Here is a 23,448-nt window from a genome sequence, read left to right as displayed (position 1 = left end):
GGTTACCCTTTTTCTTTTGCGGGCTTGTCGGAGGAGACAAAGAACCCCTCCAGCACAATCAGCGCCGCGCCGATACAGATTGCCGTATCAGCCAAGTTAAACGTGGCGAAGTGCCAGTCGCCGACATAGAAATCAATCATGTCGACCACAAAGCCGTGCCATAAACGGTCAAACAGGTTGCCGAGTGCACCGCCAATGATTAAAGCATAGGCGATGTTATGCAGCTTCTGGCTTGCTTTGGCGCGATACATCAACACAGCCAAAATCACGCAGATACCGATAGCGATACCCGCGAAGAACCAGCGCTGCCAGCCCCCTTTATCCGCCAGGAAACTAAACGCGGCACCGTAATTGCGGGCATAGTGCAGATTCAGCGACGGGAACAGCGATACGGTGTCCCCCAGCATGAAATGCTGGAGGATCAGGTATTTGCTGCCCAGATCGACAATCAGAACCACCACTACAAGCCACAGCCAGCGCAAGCCGGTCGAACTTATCGATTTACTCATCAGGCAAATTTACGCTTTTCGCCGTCACCGGCTACGTTGGTGACACAGCGGCCGCAGATTTCTGCGTGTTCCGCTACCTGACCGACGTCGGTTGTGTAATGCCAGCAACGCGGGCACTTCTCACCGTCGGCTTTACGCAAGGCGACTTTCAATCCTTTCAGGATTTCGCTCTGTTGAGCGTCTTCGCCAGCCTGCGCATAATCGGCAACTTCAGCACCGGAGGTCAACAGGACAAATCGTAATTCCTCGCCCAGGCTATTGAGCTTAGAAGCCAGATCGCTGTCGGCGTACAGAGTGACTGCCGCTTCCAGTGAACCGCCCACACGCTTGTCAGCACGCGCTTGTTCGATGACTTTGTTCACTTCGCCACGCACGGTTAACAGGGTGTCCCAGTATTCATTGTTCATCGTTTCGCTGTCAGCCAGACCGAACAGACCTTCGTACCACTCGCCGGTGAAGACGTATTTCTCACGATTGCCAGGCAGGAACGCCCAGATTTCGTCAGAGGTGAAGGACATGATTGGTGCCATCCAGCGAACCAGCGCTTCTGCAATGTGGAACAGCGCGGTCTGGCAGCTACGACGCGCTATGCTGTCAGGCTTCGCGGTGTACTGACGGTCTTTGATGATGTCGAGATAGAACGAGCCCATTTCGATGGAGCAGAAACGCATCAGGCGTTGCACCACTTCGTGGAAATCGTAGTTTTCATAAGCGGCCAGGATATCGGTTTGTGCATCCTGCGCACAGCTGACAGCCCAACGATCCAGAACAACCATCTCTTCCGGTTTCACCATATCGGTTTCTGGATTGAAGCCGTTAAGGTTCGCCAACAGGAAACGAGCGGTGTTACGGATACGACGATAAGAGTCAGCAGCGCGTTTCAGGATCTCATCGGACACCGCAATTTCACCGGTGTAATCCGTTGATGCCACCCACAGACGCAGAATATCCGCGCCCAGTTTATTCATCACATCCTGCGGAGAAACGGTATTACCGATAGATTTGGACATTTTGCGGCCCTGACCATCAACGGTGAAGCCGTGAGTCAGTACCTGACGGTAAGGCGCTTTGCCTTTCATCGCCGTCGAAATCATCAGTGAAGACATGAACCAACCGCGATGCTGATCCGAACCTTCCAGGTACATATCTGCCGCGTGGCCGTTGAATTCAGGGCGCACATCAACAACAGATGAATGCGTTGAACCGGAGTCGAACCACACGTCCAGGGTGTCTGGCACTTTGGTGTAGTTGTCAGCGTCGTCACCCAGAATGTCGCGCGGGTCGAGATCCCACCACGCCTGGATGCCGTCTTGCTCAACACGCTTAGCAACTTCTTCCATCAATTCCAGAGTACGCGGGTGCAGCTCTTCAGTGTCTTTGTGTACGAACATCGACATTGGCACGCCCCAGGTGCGCTGGCGGGAAATACACCAGTCCGGGCGGTTCGCAACCATGGACTCAATACGTGCCTGGCCCCAATCTGGGATCCACTGCACACCTTTGATCTCTTTCAGAGACTGCTCGCGCAGACCTTTTTGATCCATGCTGATGAACCACTGAGGAGTGGCACGGAAGATGATTGGCGTTTTGTGACGCCAGCAGTGCGGGTAGCTGTGCAGCAGTTTCTCAACGTGCAGCAGAGCTCCTTTATCACGCAGGATGTTAACGATCAGGTCGTTAGCTTTGAACACTTGAACGCCATCCAGACCTTCATAAGTACCTGGCAGGTAGCAACCATCCGGGCCAACCGGGTTAGCGATTTCCAGATTGTATTTCTGGCTGATCACATAGTCGTCAGGGCCGTGGCCGCCAGCGGTATGCACTGCGCCGGTACCGGCTTCCAGCGTAACGTGCTCGCCAAGAATCGCCGGCACATCGAAATCTAAGAACGGGTGCTTGTAGCGAGTCAGTTCCAGATCGGCGCCTTTAGCGGTGCCCAGAACAGTCCACTCGGTGATAGCCGCGCTCTTCATTACACTTTCGAGCAAATCTTTAGCAACGATCAACGCCTGGCCATCAACCTGCACCAGCGCATATTCGAATTCTGCATTCAGAGAAACCGCACGGTTAGCTGGCAGAGTCCACGGAGTGGTAGTCCAGATAACCATGGAAACCGGGCCATCAACCTGAGTTGCGCCAAATTTCTCTTTTACCGCGTCAGCATCAACAGCCTGGAAGCTAACGAAGATAGATGGAGAGGTTTTGTCATAATACTCAACTTCCGCTTCAGCCAGGGCTGAACGGCAGTCAACGCACCAGTGCACAGGTTTAGCCCCTTTAAGCAGGTGGCCGTTACCGACGATTTTACCCAGCGCACGAATGATATTCGCTTCGGTGTTGAAATCCATAGTCAGGTACGGACGTGACCAGTCGCCCAACACACCCAGACGGATGAAGTCGGCACGCTGCCCGTCAACCTGCTCTGCCGCATATTTACGGCATGCAGCACGGAATTCAGCCGCAGAAACTTTCTCGCCAGGCTTGCCGATCAGCTGTTCTACTTTCAGTTCGATTGGCAAACCGTGGCAGTCCCAACCTGGAACATACGGAGAGTCAAAACCGGAAAGACCTTTGGACTTCACGATAATGTCTTTCAGAATCTTGTTAACTGAGTGACCAATGTGAATGCTGCCGTTCGCGTATGGAGGGCCATCATGCAGAATGAAGGATTTTTTGCCTTTCTTTGCATTACGGATGATGCCGTACAGGTCATCATCATTCCAGCGAGCCAGCATGCCCGGTTCGCGTTTGGCGAGGTCGCCACGCATCGGGAACCCTGTTTCCGGTAAATTCAGGGTAGATTTAAAGTCACTCATTAGATTCTCGGTTCCGTAGTTAGCTTGCTCAGGTATTAGGCCCAAAAAATTCGCGGGCGGTTACCACATCTTTGGCGATTTGCGCTTTCAGTTCATCAAGCGAAGCAAACCGTTGTTCATTGCGTATTTTTTTTCGTAGCACCACATCAATATGGTGCCCATATAAGTCCATTGCAACGTCCAGCAAATGGACTTCTAGCTGTTGGCGCAGACCCGCCACCGTTGGCCGTGTGCCAATGTTGGCAACGCCCGGCAGCAGTTTATCGCCAAGGCCTGCGACTTCTACCGCAAACACCCCTTTAACAGGGGAAACCTGACGACGCAGCAGTAAATTCGCCGTGGGGAAACCAATGGTTCTTCCCAGTTCATCACCATGGACGACACGTCCGGAGATAATAAACGGATGACCCAATAGACTTTCGGCAAGCGTTAAGTCGTCATCAGCCAGTGCCTGGCGAACAGCCGTGCTACTGATTCGCACTCTACCTTCACAGAAAGTTTGCGTACTGGTGACGTCAAAACCATACTCGAGGCCAGCCTTCTGTAATAACAAGAAATCCCCCTGGCGACCAGCACCAAAGCGGAAATCATCACCTACCGCGAGGAATTTTACCCCGAGGCGGTCAACCAGAAGATCGCTGACAAAGTTTTGCGCAGTCAGCGCAGCAAAGCGGCGATCGAATCGCACACACAGCACGTAATCCACACCACACTCAGCCAGATAACGCAGCTTTTCGCGCAGGCGTGTGAGACGCGCTGGGGCTTTATCGCCTGCGAACAGCTCAAGCGGTTGCGGTTCAAAGATCATGACCATCACCGGCAGATTTCGCGCACGCCCTTCCGCGCACAGCCCTTTTAGCAGGGACTTGTGGCCTCGATGCACGCCATCGAAATTCCCAATGGTGAGGACACACCCGTGGTGGTTCTGGCGTAAATTATGTATGCCGCGTATCAGCTTCATGGCTGGCTCAAAACAGTGGAAATCGGCGGATTATATCAATTACCACGGTGAAGGTTAACCGGCGATTGTCCCCTTTGGCATAAAGCATTAAGGTTTTCATCGAACTGGCGCCTGGTTTCTACATGGATGCGCATCACTGGACGATTTTTGTTGCTTAAAGCTGTATTCATGACCGTTATGCTGGTAGAATCCGCGCCATCACAACGTAAGAGGCTCCGGAAATTTAACGGCGCTTATTTGCACAAATCCATTGACAAAAGAAGGCTAAGAGGGCATATTCCTCGGCCTTTGAATTGTCTACATAGATCATATTTGGGAGTTGGACCTTGGCTAATATCAAATCAGCTAAGAAACGTGCTGTACAGTCTGAAAAGGCTCGTAAGCACAACGCAAGCCGTCGCTCTATGATGCGTACTTTCATCAAGAAAGTATACGCAGCGATTGAAACTGGCGACAAAGCTGCTGCACAGAAAGCATTTAACGAAATGCAACCAATCGTGGATCGTCAGGCTAGCAAAGGTCTGATCCACAAAAACAAAGCTGCGCGTCATAAGGCTAACCTTGTAGCGCACATCAACAAACTGGCTTAATCGCCAACTTGTTGTTAGCTTGAAAAAAAACCGGCTTATGCCGGTTTTTTTATATCTGAAATTTGAGTCCTGATTTAAATCTCTTTAAACAAAGCCGAGTAATCCCGATTGCACACACGCTGCACCGCCGGGTGTTGAATCATTCGTTCAGCAAATATGGCGTGATACTCTTCCATCACATTCTCGATTCGCCCAATCTCAACAATGTTCTCGTCGTTATAGATGTCCTGCCCGTACAGGGTCGGCGCGACAAAAATCGCATTGTGTGCCGCACCAAAGGCTTTCATCAGCGCCGCATCATCAAACTCACCGAGAATTTCAACCTTCAACCCTTGAGTGTTAATCCAGTTCAAAATCTTACGCCCTAACATCGAGCGACGGCCTGGAATCAATAAACGCCGGGTTTCAAGACAGGCAGGGAAAGGCAAATCAGGCACCGGGTTCTGGCTCCAGAAGCTAATGCCACATTCGCCGATTTTCACCGAAAACAGCCCTTCCTGCTGAGTTGAATCAATCGGGCAGTCAGAGATGATCATATCGAGTTTATGCTGGCTGAGTTGCTCAAGCAGCATTTCGTGGGTCGATTCGAAACAGCGCAGGTGGATTTGCTCATCTTCAACGACAGCCGCATCAAGCACGCCGCTCACCAGGCGTTTTGACAGCGCATCCGCAATACCGACATCAAACAACAGGCTCGACTCTTTGCGGTAGTTCACGATATCCAACATTTCCTGGCTTAAAGTAAACATACGGTCCGCATAGCGGAAAACAAGCTGGCCCAATTCAGAAGGCACCAGACCGCGTCCCTGGCGACGGAACAGTTTACCCTGCAGGCGTTCTTCCAACGCTTTGATCTGACCGGTGATGGTTTGCGGCGTTAAATAAAGCGCTTCTGCGGCACCCACAACCGACCCTTCTTTGCAGACTTGCCAGAAGTAGTAGAGATGGTTGTAATTGATGTGTGACATACGTTTTTCACTCCCTGATAAACAGTCCATGAGCTAACGGCTCCTGAGAGGAGCCGTTAGTAGTAACATTAATTATGCTGTAACTGCGAGCTAAAGCGGCTTCTCAACATGCAGTAACCGACGACGGCTGAGAACAGTGATCCCAACAGAATACCCAGTTTGGCCCAGGTTATCAGTGCCGGGTCTGCACCGTCAAATGCCAGCGATGCAATGAAGATAGACATTGTGAAGCCAATCCCGCAAAGCACACCGACCGCCATGATTTCCTTGCAGGTCGTCCCTTCAGGCAACGTTGCCAGCTTCAGCTTCAGTGCTGCCCAGCAGAACAGGCTAATACCCAGTGGCTTGCCGATAAACAGACCCGCCATAATCCCCATCGGTAACAACGAGGTTAACCCGGCAAAAGTCACACCGCTTAATGAAACGCCCGCATTGGCAAAAGCAAACAACGGCAGAATCAAGAATGCGACCCAAGGATGCAGCACATGCTCCAGCTCTTTCGCCGGAGAGCGCCCATCTTTTTCTTTAAGTGGGATAAGGAAACCAATGATTACCCCAGCAAGCGTTGCGTGAACGCCCGATTTCAATACTGCGGTCCACAACACCACACCAACCAGAATATACAAACCAGTACGGCGCACATTACAGATATTCAGCAGTGCCAGCACAGCGATAGCACCTGCAGCAACGGCCAGTGAAAGGATTGAAAGATCGCTGGTGTAGAACAGAGCGATAATCACGATCGCGCCCAGGTCATCAATAATGGCCAAAGCCATCAGGAACACTTTAAGTGCGACCGGTACACGATTGCCCAGCAATGCCAGAATACCCAGTGCGAAAGCGATATCAGTTGCCGCCGGAATCGCCCACCCTTCACGGGTAATCGGGTCCTGGAAGTTGAACAGCAAATAGATTGCTGCTGGGACGACCATACCGCCCAATGCCGCGATAACCGGGAACGATGCCTGGCGCATGCTGGCAAGCGAGCCACTCACCATTTCGCGTTTTACTTCTAGGCCAATCATCAGGAAGAAGATTGCCATCAATGCATCATTGACCCACAACAGTAGATTTTTACTGATATCCAGCGAACCAATACGCACCTCTACCGGCGTATTTAAAAACGACTGGTACAGGTCACTAGTGGAACTCAAGTTGGCAAGAACCATTGCCAGCACAGCGGCAAGGATTAAAAAGATGCCGCTGGAGGCATCATTATTGAAAAAGTATTTTAGTTTTTTTGTCATCTTTTCATCCCGGTTTTCAGACTGCCTTAAATCATTTAGGGCATTAATATGTATTAAGCATAGCCTGTCTAACACTTCGAGAAAAGTAGATTATATTGCATTAAAGACTCGAAAAAAACGAATGAAACTACATAAAAAACTAATGAATACCTGGCGCATAAAAAAAGCCTGAATCAAAAATATTCGATTCAGGCTTTTTCACTACCAATAAGGAAGTTAGGTTTAGCGGGTTAGATCGTCAAAGAACTTCTTCACGCCATCAAAGAAGCTCTTTGAACGCGGACTGTTCTTTTCACCACTTGGCCCACCAAAACTTTCCGCCAAATCGCGCAGCAATTGTTTCTGCTTTTCATTCAGGCTAACCGGGGTTTCTACAACAACGCGGCATAACAGGTCACCCTGAGCCCCGCCACGTACGGATTTCACCCCTTTACCACGCATTCTGAACAATTTGCCAGTTTGCGTTTCACCAGGCACTTTCAGGTTTACACGACCATCCAGTGTTGGGACTTCAATCTCGCCACCCAATGCGGCCATTGCAAAGTTAATTGGCACTTCGCAATACAGGTTGTTACCTTCACGCTCAAAGATTGGGTGCTGTTTAACCTGAACCTGGACGTACAGATCACCTGACGGCGCACCATGCTCGCCCGCTTCGCCTTCACCTGCCAGACGAATACGGTCACCGGTATCAACGCCTGCCGGGATTTTCACCGACAGAGTCTTAGTTTTCTCTACACGGCCATGCCCATGACAGGTATTGCACGGATCTTTAATAATTGAACCGCGACCCTGACAGTGCGGACAGCTTTGCTGCACGGTAAAGAAGCCCTGACGCATTTGCACCTGGCCCTGTCCATGACAAGTCGGGCAAGTTTGTGGCTTGGAGCCTGCTTTCGCGCCGCTACCGTGACAAACACCACACTCTTCAAGTGTTGGGATACGGATCTCTTTGGTGACGCCACGAACCGCTTCTTCCAGCGTTAAGTCCATGTTGTAACGCAAATCGGACCCGCGGGAAGCACGCTGACGGCGGCCACCACCGAAGATGTCACCGAATACGTCGCCAAAGATATCGCCAAAGTCAGCACCGCCACCGCCAAACCCGCCGTGACCACCACCGCCCATACCGCCTTGCTCAAACGCCGCATGACCATACTGGTCATAGGCTGCACGTTTTTGCTCATCGGTCAGGATTTCGTAGGCTTCTTTGATTTCTTTAAATTTGCCTTCGGACTCTTTGTCACCCTGATTACGATCCGGGTGGAACTTCATTGCCAGGCGTTTATAGGCTTTCTTGATTTCACGCTCTTCCGCGTTTTTCGGAACGCCTAAAACCTCGTAATAGTCTCTCTTCGCCATCTTTTTTGTCTGCCCCTAACATGCGGGCACGGGCGCAGAGGAAAACCTCAACGCCCGTGCTTCTATTCACATCACACTTTAACTTACAAAAGGGCGATTATTTTTTGTCTTTAACTTCTTCGAACTCAGCATCAACAACATCGTCGTCTTTGCTTGCAGAGTTACCAGCGTCGGTAGCGTTACCTGCTTGCTGTTCTGCATGCTGTGCCTGAGCCAGCTCCATCAGTTTCTGAGAAACTTCTGCCAGCGCCTGCATTTTCGCTTCGATGTCAGCTTTATCTTCGCCTTTCAGAGAAGTTTCCAGCGCACTCAATGCAGACTCGATTGCAGTTTTGTCGTCAGCTGGCAGTTTATCGCCGGCTTCTTCAACCTGCTTACGAGTGCTGTGCATCAGGTGATCACCCTGGTTGCGAGTCTGTACCAGTTCTTCGAACTTACGGTCAGCCTCGGCGTTAGCTTCCGCATCGCGCACCATTTTCTGGATTTCTTCTTCATTCAGACCAGAAGAAGCCTTGATGGTGATCTTCTGCTCTTTACCGCTGTTTTTGTCTTTAGCGGAAACGTGCAGGATACCATCAGCATCGATATCGAAAGTTACTTCGATTTGTGGCATGCCACGTGGTGCTGGGCTGATACCATCCAGGTTGAACTGACCCAGAGATTTGTTATCAGCAGCACGTTTACGTTCACCCTGAATCACATGGATGGTCACCGCAGACTGGTTATCTTCAGCTGTGGAGAACACCTGGCTGTGCTTAGTCGGGATAGTGGTGTTTTTGTTGATCAGTGAAGTCATCACACCGCCCATGGTTTCGATACCCAGAGACAGCGGGGTAACGTCCAGCAGCAGTACGTCAGTCACGTCACCAGCAAGCACACCACCCTGAACAGCTGCACCGATTGCAACAGCTTCGTCCGGGTTAACGTCTTTACGTGGTTCTTTACCAAAGAACTCAGTAACTTTCTTCTGCACCATTGGCATACGAGTCTGACCACCAACCAGGATTACGTCCTGGATATCGGATACAGACAGGCCAGCATCTTGCAGTGCAACTTTCAGCGGCTCGATAGAACGGTTTACCAGGTCTTCGACCAGGGATTCCAGTTTCGCACGAGTCACTTTGATGTTCATGTGTTTTGGACCAGTCGCGTCTGCTGTGATGTACGGCAGGTTCACGTCGGTCTGTTGAGCAGAAGACAGCTCAATTTTCGCTTTTTCAGCAGCTTCTTTCAGACGCTGCATAGCCAGTGGATCGTTACGCAGATCGATACCTTGATCTTTCTTGAACTCTTCCACTAAGTAGTTGATCAGACGGCTATCGAAGTCTTCACCACCCAGGTGGGTATCACCATTGGTTGCCAGAACTTCGAAGGTTTTCTCGCCATCAACTTCGTCGATTTCGATAATAGAGATATCGAAAGTACCACCACCCAAGTCGTATACCGCGATAGTACGGTTGCCAACTTCTTTATCCAGACCGTAGGCCAGAGCCGCTGCGGTTGGTTCGTTGATGATACGTTTTACTTCCAGACCTGCGATACGGCCAGCATCTTTAGTTGCCTGACGCTGAGCATCGTTGAAGTATGCAGGAACGGTGATAACAGCTTCAGTTACTGGTTCGCCCAGGTAATCTTCAGCAGTTTTCTTCATTTTCTTCAGCACTTCAGCAGAGATCTGCGGAGGTGCCATTTTTTGGCCTTTAACGTCGATCCATGCATCACCGTTATCAGCGCCAATAATTTTGTACGGCATGATAGCTTCATCACGCTGCACTTCTTCATCCTGGAAGCGACGGCCAATCAGGCGTTTGATCGCGAACAATGTGTTCTGCGGGTTAGTCACTGCCTGACGTTTAGCCGGCTGACCAACCAGAATTTCACCATCTTGCGTATAAGCAATGATAGAAGGAGTGGTGCGGTCGCCCTCAGCGTTTTCCAGAACGCGAGCAGTAGTACCATCCATAATCGCTACACAAGAGTTGGTAGTACCCAGGTCGATGCCAATTATTTTACCCATCTAAACGTCTCCACTTAAAATTTGTTCGTCATATGGTCGTGAACCTGTTATGCGGGCAAACAAGAGTCTTTCAACTGCCCAAACATGATTTTTTACAGGTCCATCAACTGCGGTTGCATACAAGATGGGGTCACTCGGCTCGCCATCAAGGGGCAAGGCAAAAAAAATTTTCATCTTCACACCTGTTTAGATCATGGACTCAGGCTCTCGACCTGATTATGATGCCGCGCCCCGCTGCCCTTTGGCAGTTGTGTGGCGACTACATACAATCATTTTCAGACGAATTTTAGAGGAACTATGGGCAACACTAAGTTGGCTAATCCAGCTCCCCTGGGCTTGATGGGCTTCGGCATGACCACCATTCTGCTCAACCTGCATAACACCGGCATCTTCCCTTTTGATGTCAACATCCTTGCAATGGGCATTTTCTACGGTGGTATCGCACAAATTTTTGCCGGCCTGTTGGAATTTAAGAAAGGTAATACTTTCGGCCTGACAGCTTTCACTTCTTATGGCTCTTTCTGGCTGACTCTGGTCGCCATTCTGATCATGCCTAAGATGGGTCTTGCAGATGCTGCGAACGCACACTTCCTCGGTGCATACCTCGGTCTGTGGGGCGTATTCACACTGTTCATGTTCTTCGGCACCCTGGCTTCAGCGCCACGTATGCTGCAGTTCGTGTTTGGTAGCCTGACCGTCCTGTTTGCCCTGCTGGCTATTGGCCACCTGGTAGATAACGAAAGCATCGTTCGCGTTGCGGGTTGGATTGGCCTAGTTTGTGGTGCAAGCGCCATTTATCTGGCAATGGGCGAAGTGCTCAATGAGCAGTTTGGCCGTACCGTGCTGCCAATTGGTGAAAAACACTAATTCCTGCACTCACGTGTAAGAAAACAAAAACGCGGAGGCTAGCCTCCGCGTTTTTTTATGAATGTTGCAGCGGCCTTTCAACCACCTTATCTTCATGCGTTAAATCTTTGCGCAACCAAATCCCCAATCCCAGCCCAACCATTGCCAGCGCCAGTACATACCAGGCAGGTCCCATTGGTGATATGGCAGACAACATAGTGACAAAGATTGGCGTCAGGCCACCAAAAATGGCATACGACATATTGTAAGAGAAAGAGATGCCGCTAAAACGCACTTCCGCCGGGAACGCACGCACCATCACAAACGGCACTGCCCCCACAACACCAACGCTCAAACCAGCAAGCCCATAGAATAAGAAAAGATATTCAGGATAAATTGCCGTCAGGTGATAGAACATCCAACTGCACACGGCCAATAACAAGCTGCCGAAAGTAAAGGTTTTGCTGGCACCGATACGGTCAATAATCAGCCCAGCTAGAATACAACCAATGCACAACATGACGATGGCGATACTGTTCGCCTGAAGCGTCAGTGCGGGCGCAATACCCAACTGCTTTTGCAGCCAGGTTGGCGCCATCAAAATGACCACTACAATCCCCGCCGACAACAACCAGGTTAGCAGCATCGAAATCACGACCGCTTTTTTATGGTTTGCGATGACCGATTTCAACGGCAACTCTTCTGCCAGCGCTTTGCGTTGCTGCATCTCAAGGAAGATTGGGGTTTCTTGCAACCAGCGGCGCAAATACATCGCCACCAGGCCGAAAATCCCACCGAGGAAGAACGGTATACGCCAGCCGCCATCGTGAATCGCTTGCTGGGTCATAGAGGTATTAATGATGGTAGCAACCACGGAACCCAACAAAATACCGGCAGTTAAACCAGCAGTTAAGGTGCCACATGCAATACCAATACGTTTATAGGGAACGTGTTCTGCGACAAATACCCATGCTCCGGGCACTTCACCACCGATTGCCGCCCCCTGAAGAACGCGCATCAGCAGCAATAATACAGGTGCCGCGATACCCAACGTTTCATAGGTTGGCAACATCCCGATCGCAAGCGTTGGCAGCGCCATCAGTAAAATGCTCAAGGTGAACATTTTTTTACGACCAACCAAGTCGCCGAAGTGCGCCATGATGATCCCACCCAGCGGACGAGCCAGATAGCCTGCGGCAAAGATACCAAATGTTTGTAGCTGACGAAGCCACTCGGGAATATCGGCCGGGAAGAAAAGCGCCCCAACAACGGTGGCAAAAAAGACGAAAATGATGAAGTCGTAGAATTCGAGCGCACCGCCCAAAGCGGCAAGGGTCAGGGTTTTGTAATCCTGACGATTCAGGGGTCTGGTGCGATGTGTTGAATTGAGTTGTTGTGCCATAAGAGCCTGCTTCCAGAGTAGAGTGTGGTTATTAGCTTCCATTTTGCTGTAAAGCAAATTCACTATAACGAACCACACTCCACATGCCAGAGTGACTACATCTTATACCGCAAACAACTTGGTTTTAGGAGTTTGTATCGCGAATGGCACTTTTAGGGCGAAAAGCTGCTACCACAGAGCTATCCGTCTCAATGTAAGGACCATCTAATAACTGTATACAATACGGTACACTTGCGAAAATCCCCGGCACTACCACCTTGTTGTCCGCGTCTTTTACGCCTTCCAGGGTTTCCTGGATGGACTTCGGCTGCCCAGGTAAATTCAGAATGAGTGCCTGCTTGCGAATGACGCCCACCTGGCGCGAAAGAATCGCCGTCGGCACAAACTGTAGACTTATCTGGCGCATCTGCTCGCCAAAGCCAGGCATCACGCGGTCAGCAATCGCAAGCGTAGCATCAGGGGTCACATCACGACGCGCGGGGCCAGTGCCACCGGTGGTTAACACCAAATGACACGCCATTTCATCCACCAGCTCACACAGCGCCTGTTCAATAAGCGGTTGTTCATCAGGGATTAAGCGCGTTTCAATTTGGAAAGGAGTCGTTATGGTGCGCTCCAGCCAGTCAACAAGCGCCGGAATGCCTTTATCTTGATATACGCCGCTCGAAGCGCGGTCGGAGATGGAAACTAAGCCAATGCGTAAGGTATTCATATCATTCCCGGACAGTCAAAACTTAACGGAATGATACACGGTGGAGGGAGTAGCAGACAGAGGTGAAACACTAAAAAGTGTGGCAGGGCAGAGCCTGCCACACGTCATGATTACAGCAGGTCGCCGATCATTTTTTCCAGTTTTTCCTGGTCGATAGCAAACTTACGGATGCCGTCAGCCAGTTTATCAACTGCCATTGGATCCTGGTTGTGGCTCCACAGGAACTGGGATTCAGTCATACGCTCTGGGCGTGCTTTCACGTCACCCGTGTAAGACAGCTTACGCTCAACCGCGCCTTCGCTCTCAGCCAGCTCTTTCAGCAGAGCAGGTGCGATGGTCAGGCGGTCACAACCAGCCAGCTCGATGATTTCGCCCAGGTTACGGAAGCTTGCGCCCATAACGACGGTCTCGTAACCGTGCTGTTTGTAGTACTGGTAGATTTCAGAAACAGAAACCACACCTGGATCTTCATGCGGTGCGTACTCTTTCTTATCGGTGTTTGTTTTGTACCAGTCGAGGATACGACCTACGAATGGAGAAATCAGGAACACGCCTGCTTCAGCACAAGCGCGAGCCTGAGCGAAGGAGAACAGCAGAGTCAGGTTACAGTTGATGCCTTCTTTTTCCAGCTGCTCAGCAGCACGGATGCCCTGCCAGGTAGAAGCCAGTTTGATCAGGATACGGTCGTTGCTGATACCCGCATCGTTGTACATTTTGATCAGACGTTTTGCTTTAGTGATGCTGGCATCAGTGTCATAAGACAGACGCGCATCAACTTCAGTAGAAATACGACCTGGGATCAGTTTCAGGATTTCCAGACCAATATTCACCGCCAGCTTGTCAGTCGCATCCACAACCTGTTGTGCATGATCACTGCTCTGCTCACGCGCCCATGCAATCGCATCATCAATCAGTTTGCGATATTCAGGAATTTGCGCAGCGTTCAGGATCAGAGATGGGTTAGTGGTGGCATCTTGCGGTTGATACAGCTTCATTGCCGCAATATCCCCGGTGTCCGCAACTACTGTGGTTAGCTGACGCAGGGAGGTCAATTTATCCGTCATGATAGTGTTTCTCATTAGATGTAACTTGTTAGGGGGATGTAACCGGTCTGGCTTGATGATATCACGACGCAATTCAGGTGCAACCGCAGCAACACATCGGCAGGAACTGAACGCGAAACTGATAAATACCGTGTATTATTTGCCTGCAATCTAAAGGATCATGCGCGACCACCGCGCATTAGCTGTGCTCGCAACGCATGCAAAAGAGGGATGTTAATGGCAGATTTTTTTCTGTTTATCAATGAGATACTATGGGGTTCCATCCTCATTTATTTGTTAGTCGGCGCAGGCCTTTGGTTCACCTGGCGCTGTGGTTTTGTACAATTCCGCTATTTGACCCAGCTTCGAAGCATAATTCTGGCGAATAAAAATAAAGATCCTTCCGGAATATCCTCATTTCAGGCGCTCTGCACTAGTCTCGCTGCACGTGTAGGTAGCGGTAATCTTTCTGGCGTGGCGCTTGCTCTTACACTCGGTGGACCTGGTGCTATTTTCTGGATGTGGGTCGTAGCCATGCTCGGAATGGCGACTTCTTTTGCCGAATGCACCCTCGCCCAGCTTTATAAAACACGTGATAGCGAAGGCAATTATCGCGGTGGTCCGGCGTGGTATATGGAACGTGGGCTGGGAATGCGCTGGATGGGGGTGATGTTCTCCATCTTCCTGATGATAGCCTTTGGTTTGATCTTCAATGCGGTGCAAGCGAACTCCATCGCCAATGCCGTGAATAACGCTTTCGGAATTCCCAAAACCTGGGTTGGCATCGGGCTTGTTGTCTTAACAGCCGGTGTTATTTGGGGTGGAATGCGTGGCACCGCGCGCATTGCCCAATGGTTGGTTCCGTTTATGGCGCTTATCTGGGTGTTGATGAGCCTGGTCGTCATGGCAATGAATATCGAGCGTTTACCTGAAGTGGTTTCGCTGGTGTTCAAAAGCGCGTTCGGCTGGCAAGAAGCGGCATCAGGAGCCCTGGGATTCACAATTAGTCAGGCAATCACCACCGGTTTTCAGCGCGGCATGTTTTCTAACGAAGCTGGCATGGGTTCTTCACCTAACGCTGCAGCGGCTGCCGCGACATGGCCACCACATCCCGCATCACAAGGGTTGGTGCAAATGTTTGGTGTGTTGATTGATACAATAATCATCTGCTCAGCCACCGCCGGGATTATCCTTTTTTCGGGCATTCTGGATACGGCAAGCCCTGACATGAACGGCATAACGCTGGTACAACAAGCACTTAGTAGTGTAGTGGGGTCGTGGGGAACGGGATTCATCGCTCTCATTGTTATGCTATTTGCATTTACATCGATTGTCGCCAACTACGCTTACGCAGAAAACAACCTTCTGTTTTTACAACAAAAGAGCCCTTTTGCTACTGTGTTATTCCGTTGCCTGGCACTGGTAATGGTGATGTTTGGCACCCTTTCCCCATTGCCATTAGTCTGGCAAATGGCAGACGTAGCAATGGCGTTTATGGCTGTCACTAACCTCACGGCAATTCTGCTGCTTTCGCCTATCGCCCGCGATCTGAGTATCGATTACCTGCGGCAGTTAAAGTTAGGTGAAACCCCCGTATTCGACCCGAATCGCTTTCCGGAAATTAAAAGCCAGCTGGCACCGGGCATCTGGGACAATCCGGAACCACCTGAAACCAGGCGCTAATCGCAACCATCGGCTAATACTTTCAGTAAATTTGCTACAGTAGTGGGCATTAATCGGCAAGGAACAGATATGCTAATTCTAATTTCACCTGCAAAAACACTGGATTATCAAAGCGATCTTCCTACCGATCGCTTTACACAGCCCGAGCTGCTGGACTATTCCCAACAGCTGATTGCCGTGGCGCGTAAACTTAGCGCCCCGCAAATCTCATCCCTGATGCATATCAGCGACAAACTGGCTTCGCTAAACGAAACCCGTTTTCACGAATGGCACCCGGAATTCACCCCACAAAATGCGCGTCAGGCGATTCTGGCGTTTAAAGGTGATGTGTATACAGGGTTGCAGGCTGAAGAGTTTAGCGATGCAGATTTCGATTTCGCCCAGCAGCATTTACGGATGCTTTCCGGGTTGTACGGCGTATTGCGCCCACTTGATCTAATGCAGCCATATCGCCTGGAGATGGGCATTAAGCTTGAGAACCCGCAGGGTAAAGATCTGTATCATTTCTGGGGTGACACCATCACCGAAAAACTGAACCAGGCGCTGGAAGCTCAGGGTGACAATGTTGTGATTAACCTGGCTTCAGATGAATACTACAAATCGGTTAAACCGAAAAAGCTCAACGCAGAAATCTTCAAGCCGGTGTTCCTTGATGAGAAAAATGGCAAATTTAAAGTCATTAGTTTCTATGCCAAGAAAGCCCGTGGCCTGATGAGCCGCTACATCATTCAAAATCGCCTGACTAAACCTGAGCAGTTAACGGGCTTTAACACTGATGGCTACTTCTTTGATGCAGCTGCTTCCGGTAAACATGAATTGGTATTCAAGCGTCACGAACAGTAAAACAAAACGCCAGCACAATGCTGGCGTTTTGCTTAGTGATGTTTGTATTGGCCATAGTGATTGCCGTTATCATGGTGGTCCTTATCATGGTGGTCATGGCGCTCGTCATGATGGTCATGCGGATGCCATCTGTTATCACGCCATTCATAGTGGTCGTTCCACCAGCCACGGTCCCGCCAGTGGCCACCGTCCCAGTAATTACCGCCCCGATCCTGGTCGCCAATTTGCAGTTTCACCGCTGGAATTAGCGTAATTTCTGAAGCCTGCGCAGCCAGCGGAGCGACTACCAGAATCGATAATGCGAGAACAATTGATTTCAACATAAGCTACTCCTTACTGCATTCATGCCCATTATAGGTCGTTGAAGAGAGCATATGCCTGACAGCATGTGGTTGTTATTCTCCGCAATCCTAATCTCAGATTGCCCGCATTTAATGGGAATTCCTACATTTTCCCTCCTTGTTTCCTGCACATTTCCTCCATGATTCAGACGTAAACCCCACATTGACTTATTTTGTCAAAAGCGTACTTTTTAGGACATGAAAACCTTTCTGATTATTGTTCCTGATGGCGGGGTACTGTTCGAAGCCGCCGGGATTGCCGACATACTGATGCAAGCCACTCGCTTACGGACGGAAGGCTTGTCCCAACCTTGCTACCAAATAAGACTTGCGACCACTCAGCCTCATCAGGTGATCCACGGTCAATCCGGGCTGAACTTGCTGGCCGACTATCGCCTGCACGAACTTGATCCTTATGAACCTCGGGATACCATTATGATCACGGGGAGAGGATCAGATGAGTTAGAAGGTACCGCGGTGGTCGATTGGTTAAAGCTTGCCGCACCTCACGCTCAGCGCATTGTTTCTATTTGCGGCGGGGCAATGTTGTTGGCACAGGCTGGGTTACTTAACGGCCGTCATGCGACAACCCACTGGCATCTGCTGGAAAAGATGCAATCCACTTACCCGCACGTCAAAGTCGAAAGTGGTCCGCTCTATCTTCAGGATGGCCCTATCTGGACTTCTGGCGGAGTAAGCTCAGGTTTTGATTTGACCCTCGCACTTGTCGAAGAAGATTATGGCTTTACGCTTGCTCGCGACGTGGCACAGGATCTGGTGATGTATCTGCGTCGTCCTGGCGGACAGATGCAATTCAGTCGATACCACCTCCAGCAAAGCGACATCTCCAGTCCGATAGGTCAATTGCAAAACTGGCTGCTTGAAAATCTATCCGCCGATTTGTCAGTTGAGAAACTGGCTGACCGGGCAGCGATGAGTCCCCGTAACTTTACGCGTGTTTTCAGCAAAGAAACTGGCATCACGCCAGCGCGCTACGTTGAAGAAGCTCGCCTTGCCGCAGCCCGACATTACCTTGAGCAAACGCAGGAAACGCTGGATCAGATAGCGAGCAAAGCGGGATTCGGCAACACCATCACTTTGCGCCGCGCCTTTGAGCGTCAACTCCACCTCACACCGGGTGAATACCGCGCGCGTTTTCATTGTCGAAAAATGGCGTGAATTGATCCTTTTTTGTCATTTACGCCACTTTGCCTGAAGCCTACAGTGATTCCAGACATTTCAAAGAAGGAGTCAATCATGGTTAAGGTCGGTATTAATGGTTTCGGCAGAATTGGTCGTAACGTATTACGCGCCACGCTGGGCAACGCAGACGTAGAAATTGTAGCAATCAACGATCTGACAGACAGCAAAACCCTCGCTCACCTACTGAAACACGATTCACTGATGGGAACCTTGCCTGTTCCTGTTGAAGCGGCTGACGGGCATTTGCATGTAGACGGCAAACTTGTTCGCGTGTTTAGCGAAAGAGATCCGGCAAATATCCCGTGGCATGATGTGGGTGTCGATATTGTTATTGAGGCCACAGGTTTCTTTACCAGTCGCGAGCAGGCCGCAGTACACATCAATAGCGGCGGAGCAAAACGCGTCATCATCTCGGCACCTGGTAAAGATGACGACCTGACGATAGTGATGGGCGTTAACCACCAGCAGTATGATCCGGAACGCCATTATGTCGTGAGCAATGGCAGCTGTACCACTAACGGCCTTGCGCCTGCCGCACAGGTTTTGCATCAGCAGTTTGGTATTGAACACGGTTTGATGAACACGACTCACGCTTACACCAACAGCCAGGCGTTACACGATCAGCCGGAAAAAGACCTGCGTGGCGCGCGAGCTGCCGCCCTCTCCATTGTTCCTTACTCCAGCGGCGCGGCAAAAGCGTTAGGCAAAGTCATTCCTGAACTGGACGGACGCCTGACCGGTTACTCATTGCGAGTGCCTGTACCGGTCGTTTCTATCGTTGATTTAACGGTAACCTTAAAACGCCCGGTCACCGTAGCAGAGGTGAATGCAGCATTCCTGGAATCAGCAACAAACGGCCCGCTAAAAGGAATTTTGGGCTACAGCGATGAACCGCTGGTATCGAGTGATTATCAGGGGGATCCACGTTCTTCTATCATCGACGGGCTTTCGACGCTGGTGATTGGCGGTAATCTGGTCAAGATATTGGCCTGGTACGATAACGAATGGGGCTTCTCTAACCGCCTGGTCGACCTTGCAGCAATGATGGCTAAACGCGGGCTCTAAAAATGTTCCCGCAAGCCGTTTTAAGATCCACGCACCTGCGTGGATCTTTTTCACATACAAAACAACAACGAGACGAACTCGACGTTACCCCTTTGCTTCTGGAGTATATTTGTCGAACTGAAGATCCAGCTTTAACACGCCAAAAATAAAGAGGCTGTAGATGACAATATCTGCGTTTAAACGCCAAAAACTAACGCTTCGCAATGGTCTGCTCGTCGCACTCGGCACCACATTTTCATTAGGTTCAACGGCTTATGCCAGCGAAACTCCCGCTTCAGGCTATCAGGTTGAAAAAGTGGTAATACTCAGCCGCCACGGTGTGCGGTCACCAACCAAGATGACACAAACCATGCGTGACGTTACTCCCAATAGCTGGCCCGAATGGCCGGTAAAACTGGGCTACATCACGCCCCGTGGTGAGCATCTGATTAGCCTTATGGGCGGGTTTTATCGCGAGAAGTTTCAACAACAGGGGATTTTATCGCAGGAAAATTGCCCTGCTCCGAACTCAGTTTATGTCTGGGCAGACGTTGATCAGCGCACGCTTAAAACAGGCGAAGCTTTCCTGGCAGGACTTGCCCCGCAATGTGGTTTGACTATTCATCACCAGCAGAATCTTGAAAAGGCCGATCCTTTGTTCCACCCGGTGAAAGCGGGTATCTGTTCAATGGAGAAAAATCAGATTCAACAGGCTGTTGAAAAGCAGGCGCAAACCCCGATTGATAATCTGAACCAACACTATCTTCCATCCCTGGCCTTGATGAACACTACCCTCAACTTTGCAAATTCTGTCTGGTGTCAGAAACATAGTGGGGATAAAAGCTGTGATTTAGTGCAATCCATGCCGAGCAAGCTTTCGATAAAAGATAATGGCAACAAAATTTCTCTCGATGGGGCCGTTGGCTTGTCATCCACACTTGCTGAAATTTTCCTGCTGGAATATGCGCAAGGCATGCCGCAAGCGGCCTGGGGGAATATTCATTCAGAGCAAGAGTGGGCGGAGTTGCTGAAACTGCATAACACCCAATTTGATTTGATGGCACGCACGCCTTATATCGCCAGACATAACGGGACGCCTTTATTGCAGACCATCAGCAACGCGCTGGACCCGAACGCCAACGCAAGCAAGCTGCCTGATATCTCGCCGGACAATAAGATCCTGTTTATTGCCGGGCACGATACCAATATCGCCAACATCTCAGGCATGCTCAACATAAGCTGGACGCTACCTGGACAACCTGATAACACCCCTCCTGGTGGCGCCTTGGTCTTTGAGCGCCTGGCGGATAAAGCCGGGAAACAATATGTTAGCGTGAGTATGGTGTATCAGACACTCGAGCAGTTGCGCGCTCAAACACCGCTTAGCTTTCAGGAACCCGCAGGAAGTGTGCAGCTAAAAATTCCTGGCTGTAGTGACCAGACGGCTGAAGGATATTGCCCGCTGACAACATTCACACGAGTAGTTAGCCAAAGCGAAGAACCAGGCTGCCGATTGCAGTAGTAGAGGCAAAGACTTGCAACTGCACATGAGCTTTTACTCCGATATACGAAAAGAAAAAGCCGCTTGTGGTTAAGCAAGCGGCTTTAGTCAGTATCGTTGTCTTATAAACGTAAAGACGGTTACGCTTTACTCATCATTAACTCGCGCAGCGCGGCAAAATCTGCTGGCAGATTATGAGAGAGCAGCGGTAAGTCAGCACGCTCAGCAAGCTCAGCAGGCAGTGGCAGAGTTTCGCCCAGGATCTCTTCTACGCTTTCTTTGAATTTCGCTGGGTGTGCAGTCCCGAGGAACAGACCATATTCTCCCGGCTGGAGCTGGTCGCGCAGTGCACGGTAAGCGATAGCAGCGTGTGGTTCAGAAACATAGCCCACAGCTTTCAGCTCTTGCATGGTGGCTTTGGTAGTCTCGTCAGTCACAGTCGCATAGCCCAGATCGGTCAAACGCCAGGTTTTACGGCGGAACAACTCCTCCACGCGCGGCCAGTTGTTTGGCTGGCTGACATCCATGGCGTTAGAAAGCGTCGCCACAGTCGTTTTCGGGGTCCATTCGCCGTTAGCTAAGAAGCGTGGAACGGTATCGTTCGCGTTGGTCGCCGCAATAAAGCGCTTGATTGGCAGGCCAAGTGATTTTGCCAGCAGGCCAGCCGTCAAATCACCAAAGTTGCCGCTTGGCACGGAAACCACCAACTGGTTGCGCGCTTCCTGAGGCAGTTGAGCAACCGCTTCAAAATAGTAGCAAATCTGCGCCAACAAACGGCTGATGTTGATGGAGTTGGCAGAGTTTAACCCCAGCGCCACTTTCAGCGCTTCATCATCAAACGCTTGTTTCACCAGTGCCTGGCAGGCATCGAAATCACCGTCAATCGCGACGGTTTCAATATTGCCGCCCAGCGTGCAGAACAGTTTTTCCTGCAGCGGGCTGATTTTGCCGCGCGGGTACAGAATCACCACGCGCACGTTTTTCAGGCCATAAAATGCATGGGCAACCGCAGCACCAGTATCACCAGACGTTGCAGTCAGAATCGTAACCGGTTTGTCACCGCTGATATGCGTCAGCATCTGCGCCATAAAACGGCCGCCGAAATCTTTAAATGCCAGCGTCGGGCCATGGAACAGCTCAAGACAGCCGATGTCCGGCTCAACGCTTTTAACTGGTGCAGGGAAAGCGAAGGCCGCACGCACGCGCTCTTCGAGGACTTCCTGCGGAATTTCATCACCGAGGAAAGCAGACAAAACTTTGCTGCTGCGGGAGACGAAATCCATTTTCAGCATTTCGTCTATTTCTGTCAGTTCAAATTCCGGCAAATCATGTGGAAAAAACAGCCCCTGCTGTTTACCCAACCCCTGCACAATCGCCTGGGCAAAATTGACCTGCTCGTTATGATCTTTAAGGTTATACAGTTTCATGCGTTATCCCAGAACTCGTGCGCCCGCCGTATCCAGACGGCAAATATGTACAAAACCTTCCTGGTTCTGCAAATAGTGTTGGCTGAGCCAGTCAGCCACGCGTTGTGCGGTATCAGTGTTATCGCACAACGCAAATAGAGTTGGGCCAGAGCCCGAAATACCACTTGCCAGCGCACCAATATCTGCAGCAGCCTGGCGTGCCTCGTTAAAGCGCGGCAGCAATTTAGCGCGATACGGCTCAGCAATCACATCACGCATCAATTTTGCTGCAAGCTGTGGCTGGCGGGTGTGGCATGCGTGAATGAAGCCCGCCAGATGGCGACCATGACTAATACAATCCTGGCGGCGATAAAGCGCCGGCAGAATGGCTCGTGCTTCTGCGGTAGAGACTTTAATCCCCGGATACGCCAGCACCCAAAGCCATTCATCAAAACCCGGTACAGACTGGCTGATGATGCCATTTTCTTCAATCATCAACTGCATGCCACCGAGGAAACACGGCGCTACGTTATCATAATGAACGCTGCCTGAAATGCGCCCTTCCAGCTCGCCCATCAAGCTCAGTAAACGCGTGTCGCTCAATGGTTTGCCACAGTATTCATTCATCGCCATCAGGCCTGCGACCACTGAACAAGCGCTGGAACCGAGGCCGGAACCAATCGGCATGCTCTTTTCCAGAGTCATTTTCACGGGAATATTTTTGCCGATCTCCTGGCAGAAACGCTCCCAGCATTGATAAACGATGTTTTCGCGCGGCTCGTCTGGCAATTTGCTGGCGAAGCGCCCGATGTTGTTCAAACTAAAAGTGTCTGCCGCTTCGACAGTCACGTAATCCCCAAGCAGCGAGCCATCTATCGGCGATACGGCTGCGCCCAGAACATCAAACCCGACGCTCATATTGGCACTGGAAGCCGGGGCGTATACTTTAACCAT

General features: G+C 50.6%; 21 protein-coding genes. 7 read left to right on the top strand and 14 right to left on the bottom strand.

Going from position 1 to position 23,448, the window contains the following annotated elements:
• Positions 1 to 2 precede the first annotated feature (2 nt).
• Genes lspA through ribF form a run of 3 tightly spaced genes read right to left on the bottom strand, consistent with a single transcriptional unit; the run spans position 3 to position 4,286 of the window.
• A complete protein-coding gene (gene lspA / locus GC128_RS03455) occupies positions 3 to 509 on the bottom strand; it encodes a signal peptidase II (RefSeq protein ID WP_151993107.1) in 507 nt (168 codons plus the stop codon).
• Positions 509 to 3,325, bottom strand: coding sequence for an isoleucine--tRNA ligase (ileS, locus tag GC128_RS03450; protein ID WP_151993106.1), 2,817 nt, complete (start codon positions 3,323 to 3,325; stop codon positions 509 to 511). Before ileS ends, lspA begins: the two co-directional genes overlap by 1 nt.
• A 28-nt stretch (positions 3,326 to 3,353) precedes the next feature.
• Positions 3,354 to 4,286, bottom strand: coding sequence for a bifunctional riboflavin kinase/FAD synthetase (gene ribF, locus GC128_RS03445; protein WP_151993105.1), 933 nt, complete (start codon positions 4,284 to 4,286; stop codon positions 3,354 to 3,356).
• Between the two features lie 326 nt (positions 4,287 to 4,612).
• Between ribF and rpsT the strand changes: the two genes are divergently transcribed.
• Complete coding sequence (gene rpsT, locus GC128_RS03440) at positions 4,613 to 4,876, top strand: 30S ribosomal protein S20 (protein ID WP_064513803.1); 264 nt, start codon at positions 4,613 to 4,615, stop codon at positions 4,874 to 4,876.
• 74 nt (positions 4,877 to 4,950) lie between these two features.
• Here rpsT and nhaR read toward each other — a convergent pair whose 3' ends face one another.
• The 5 genes from nhaR to GC128_RS22950 all read right to left on the bottom strand — a co-directional run bounded on the left by nhaR (position 4,951) and on the right by GC128_RS22950 (position 10,644).
• On the bottom strand, positions 4,951 to 5,844 hold the full coding sequence (gene nhaR / locus GC128_RS03435) for a transcriptional activator NhaR (protein WP_151993285.1): 894 nt from the start codon (positions 5,842 to 5,844) through the stop codon (positions 4,951 to 4,953).
• A 68-nt stretch (positions 5,845 to 5,912) separates the two neighbouring features.
• The gene (gene nhaA / locus GC128_RS03430) at positions 5,913 to 7,091 is read right to left on the bottom strand and encodes a Na+/H+ antiporter NhaA (RefSeq protein ID WP_151993104.1); all 1,179 of its coding nucleotides are present in this window, start codon (positions 7,089 to 7,091) and stop codon (positions 5,913 to 5,915) included.
• Positions 7,092 to 7,313: 222 nt separating this feature from the next.
• Positions 7,314 to 8,453 (bottom strand): molecular chaperone DnaJ, encoded by a 1,140-nt coding sequence (gene dnaJ, locus GC128_RS03425; RefSeq protein WP_151993103.1) that lies wholly within the window; start codon positions 8,451 to 8,453, stop codon positions 7,314 to 7,316.
• Between the two features lie 97 nt (positions 8,454 to 8,550).
• Positions 8,551 to 10,470, bottom strand: coding sequence for a molecular chaperone DnaK (dnaK, locus tag GC128_RS03420; RefSeq protein WP_151993102.1), 1,920 nt, complete (start codon positions 10,468 to 10,470; stop codon positions 8,551 to 8,553).
• Positions 10,471 to 10,644 carry a hypothetical protein gene (locus GC128_RS22950; RefSeq protein WP_154150710.1) on the bottom strand — a complete coding sequence of 58 codons (174 nt, stop codon included), beginning with the start codon at positions 10,642 to 10,644 and terminating at the stop codon, positions 10,471 to 10,473.
• 123 nt (positions 10,645 to 10,767) lie between these two features.
• Here GC128_RS22950 and satP point away from each other — a divergent pair, with 123 nt between their 5' ends.
• Positions 10,768 to 11,337: an acetate uptake transporter gene (satP, locus tag GC128_RS03415; RefSeq protein ID WP_151993101.1), complete on the top strand. Its 570-nt coding sequence runs from the start codon at positions 10,768 to 10,770 to the stop codon at positions 11,335 to 11,337.
• Positions 11,338 to 11,392: 55 nt separating this feature from the next.
• Here the strand turns inward: satP and GC128_RS03410 are convergent, their stop codons facing one another.
• From GC128_RS03410 to tal, 3 genes are all read right to left on the bottom strand, one after another.
• On the bottom strand, positions 11,393 to 12,718 hold the full coding sequence (locus GC128_RS03410; RefSeq protein ID WP_064513813.1) for an MFS transporter: 1,326 nt from the start codon (positions 12,716 to 12,718) through the stop codon (positions 11,393 to 11,395).
• Between the two features lie 124 nt (positions 12,719 to 12,842).
• Positions 12,843 to 13,430, bottom strand: coding sequence for a molybdopterin adenylyltransferase (gene mog, locus GC128_RS03405; RefSeq protein ID WP_151993100.1), 588 nt, complete (start codon positions 13,428 to 13,430; stop codon positions 12,843 to 12,845).
• 110 nt (positions 13,431 to 13,540) lie between these two features.
• Positions 13,541 to 14,494 carry a transaldolase gene (gene tal / locus GC128_RS03400; protein WP_151993099.1) on the bottom strand — a complete coding sequence of 318 codons (954 nt, stop codon included), beginning with the start codon at positions 14,492 to 14,494 and terminating at the stop codon, positions 13,541 to 13,543.
• A 216-nt stretch (positions 14,495 to 14,710) separates the two neighbouring features.
• Here tal and GC128_RS03395 point away from each other — a divergent pair, with 216 nt between their 5' ends.
• Positions 14,711 to 16,156 carry an alanine/glycine:cation symporter family protein gene (locus tag GC128_RS03395; protein WP_151993098.1) on the top strand — a complete coding sequence of 482 codons (1,446 nt, stop codon included), beginning with the start codon at positions 14,711 to 14,713 and terminating at the stop codon, positions 16,154 to 16,156.
• Between the two features lie 69 nt (positions 16,157 to 16,225).
• Complete coding sequence (yaaA, locus tag GC128_RS03390) at positions 16,226 to 16,999, top strand: peroxide stress protein YaaA (RefSeq protein WP_151993097.1); 774 nt, start codon at positions 16,226 to 16,228, stop codon at positions 16,997 to 16,999.
• A 32-nt stretch (positions 17,000 to 17,031) separates the two neighbouring features.
• Here the strand turns inward: yaaA and GC128_RS03385 are convergent, their stop codons facing one another.
• Positions 17,032 to 17,322: a DUF2502 domain-containing protein gene (locus tag GC128_RS03385; protein WP_151993096.1), complete on the bottom strand. Its 291-nt coding sequence runs from the start codon at positions 17,320 to 17,322 to the stop codon at positions 17,032 to 17,034.
• A gap of 216 nt (positions 17,323 to 17,538) precedes the next feature.
• On the opposite strand from GC128_RS03385, the gene GC128_RS03380 reads away from it, so the two are divergent.
• The 3 genes from GC128_RS03380 (at position 17,539) to GC128_RS03370 (ending at position 21,109) form a co-directional block, all read left to right on the top strand.
• A complete protein-coding gene (locus GC128_RS03380) occupies positions 17,539 to 18,519 on the top strand; it encodes a GlxA family transcriptional regulator (RefSeq protein ID WP_151993095.1) in 981 nt (326 codons plus the stop codon).
• Positions 18,520 to 18,597: 78 nt separating this feature from the next.
• Complete coding sequence (gene gap, locus GC128_RS03375) at positions 18,598 to 19,608, top strand: type I glyceraldehyde-3-phosphate dehydrogenase (protein ID WP_151993094.1); 1,011 nt, start codon at positions 18,598 to 18,600, stop codon at positions 19,606 to 19,608.
• Between the two features lie 160 nt (positions 19,609 to 19,768).
• A complete protein-coding gene (locus GC128_RS03370) occupies positions 19,769 to 21,109 on the top strand; it encodes an AppA family phytase/histidine-type acid phosphatase (RefSeq protein ID WP_151993093.1) in 1,341 nt (446 codons plus the stop codon).
• Positions 21,110 to 21,228: 119 nt separating this feature from the next.
• Here the strand turns inward: GC128_RS03370 and thrC are convergent, their stop codons facing one another.
• Positions 21,229 to 22,515: a threonine synthase gene (gene thrC / locus GC128_RS03365; protein WP_151993092.1), complete on the bottom strand. Its 1,287-nt coding sequence runs from the start codon at positions 22,513 to 22,515 to the stop codon at positions 21,229 to 21,231.
• 3 nt (positions 22,516 to 22,518) lie between these two features.
• Positions 22,519 to 23,448, bottom strand: a complete 930-nt coding sequence (thrB, locus tag GC128_RS03360; protein WP_064513827.1) for a homoserine kinase — start codon at positions 23,446 to 23,448, stop codon at positions 22,519 to 22,521.

The organism is Buttiauxella massiliensis (genome assembly GCF_902500225.1).
In the GTDB taxonomy this organism is placed as follows: domain Bacteria; phylum Pseudomonadota; class Gammaproteobacteria; order Enterobacterales; family Enterobacteriaceae; genus Buttiauxella; species Buttiauxella massiliensis.
This window is presented reverse-complemented; position numbering and strand designations above follow the sequence as displayed.

Bases quoted from the DNA above. Each gene is read 5' to 3' on its own strand.
- mog (WP_151993100.1), bottom strand. From the start codon at position 13,430: ATGAATACCTTACGCATTGGCTTAGTTTCCATCTCCGACCGCGCTTCG.
- satP (WP_151993101.1), top strand. From the start codon at position 10,768: ATGGGCAACACTAAGTTGGCTAATCCAGCTCCCCTGGGCTTGATGGGC.
- ileS (WP_151993106.1), bottom strand. From the start codon at position 3,325: ATGAGTGACTTTAAATCTACCCTGAATTTACCGGAAACAGGGTTCCCG.
- GC128_RS03385 (WP_151993096.1), bottom strand. From the start codon at position 17,322: ATGTTGAAATCAATTGTTCTCGCATTATCGATTCTGGTAGTCGCTCCG.
- dnaK (WP_151993102.1), bottom strand. From the start codon at position 10,470: ATGGGTAAAATAATTGGCATCGACCTGGGTACTACCAACTCTTGTGTA.
- thrB (WP_064513827.1), bottom strand. From the start codon at position 23,448: ATGGTTAAAGTATACGCCCCGGCTTCCAGTGCCAATATGAGCGTCGGG.
- GC128_RS22950 (WP_154150710.1), bottom strand. From the start codon at position 10,644: ATGAAAATTTTTTTTGCCTTGCCCCTTGATGGCGAGCCGAGTGACCCC.
- tal (WP_151993099.1), bottom strand. From the start codon at position 14,494: ATGACGGATAAATTGACCTCCCTGCGTCAGCTAACCACAGTAGTTGCG.
- nhaA (WP_151993104.1), bottom strand. From the start codon at position 7,091: ATGACAAAAAAACTAAAATACTTTTTCAATAATGATGCCTCCAGCGGC.
- dnaJ (WP_151993103.1), bottom strand. From the start codon at position 8,453: ATGGCGAAGAGAGACTATTACGAGGTTTTAGGCGTTCCGAAAAACGCG.
- thrC (WP_151993092.1), bottom strand. From the start codon at position 22,515: ATGAAACTGTATAACCTTAAAGATCATAACGAGCAGGTCAATTTTGCC.
- yaaA (WP_151993097.1), top strand. From the start codon at position 16,226: ATGCTAATTCTAATTTCACCTGCAAAAACACTGGATTATCAAAGCGAT.
- ribF (WP_151993105.1), bottom strand. From the start codon at position 4,286: ATGAAGCTGATACGCGGCATACATAATTTACGCCAGAACCACCACGGG.
- GC128_RS03410 (WP_064513813.1), bottom strand. From the start codon at position 12,718: ATGGCACAACAACTCAATTCAACACATCGCACCAGACCCCTGAATCGT.
- nhaR (WP_151993285.1), bottom strand. From the start codon at position 5,844: ATGTCACACATCAATTACAACCATCTCTACTACTTCTGGCAAGTCTGC.
- GC128_RS03370 (WP_151993093.1), top strand. From the start codon at position 19,769: ATGACAATATCTGCGTTTAAACGCCAAAAACTAACGCTTCGCAATGGT.
- gap (WP_151993094.1), top strand. From the start codon at position 18,598: ATGGTTAAGGTCGGTATTAATGGTTTCGGCAGAATTGGTCGTAACGTA.
- GC128_RS03380 (WP_151993095.1), top strand. From the start codon at position 17,539: ATGAAAACCTTTCTGATTATTGTTCCTGATGGCGGGGTACTGTTCGAA.
- lspA (WP_151993107.1), bottom strand. From the start codon at position 509: ATGAGTAAATCGATAAGTTCGACCGGCTTGCGCTGGCTGTGGCTTGTA.
- GC128_RS03395 (WP_151993098.1), top strand. From the start codon at position 14,711: ATGGCAGATTTTTTTCTGTTTATCAATGAGATACTATGGGGTTCCATC.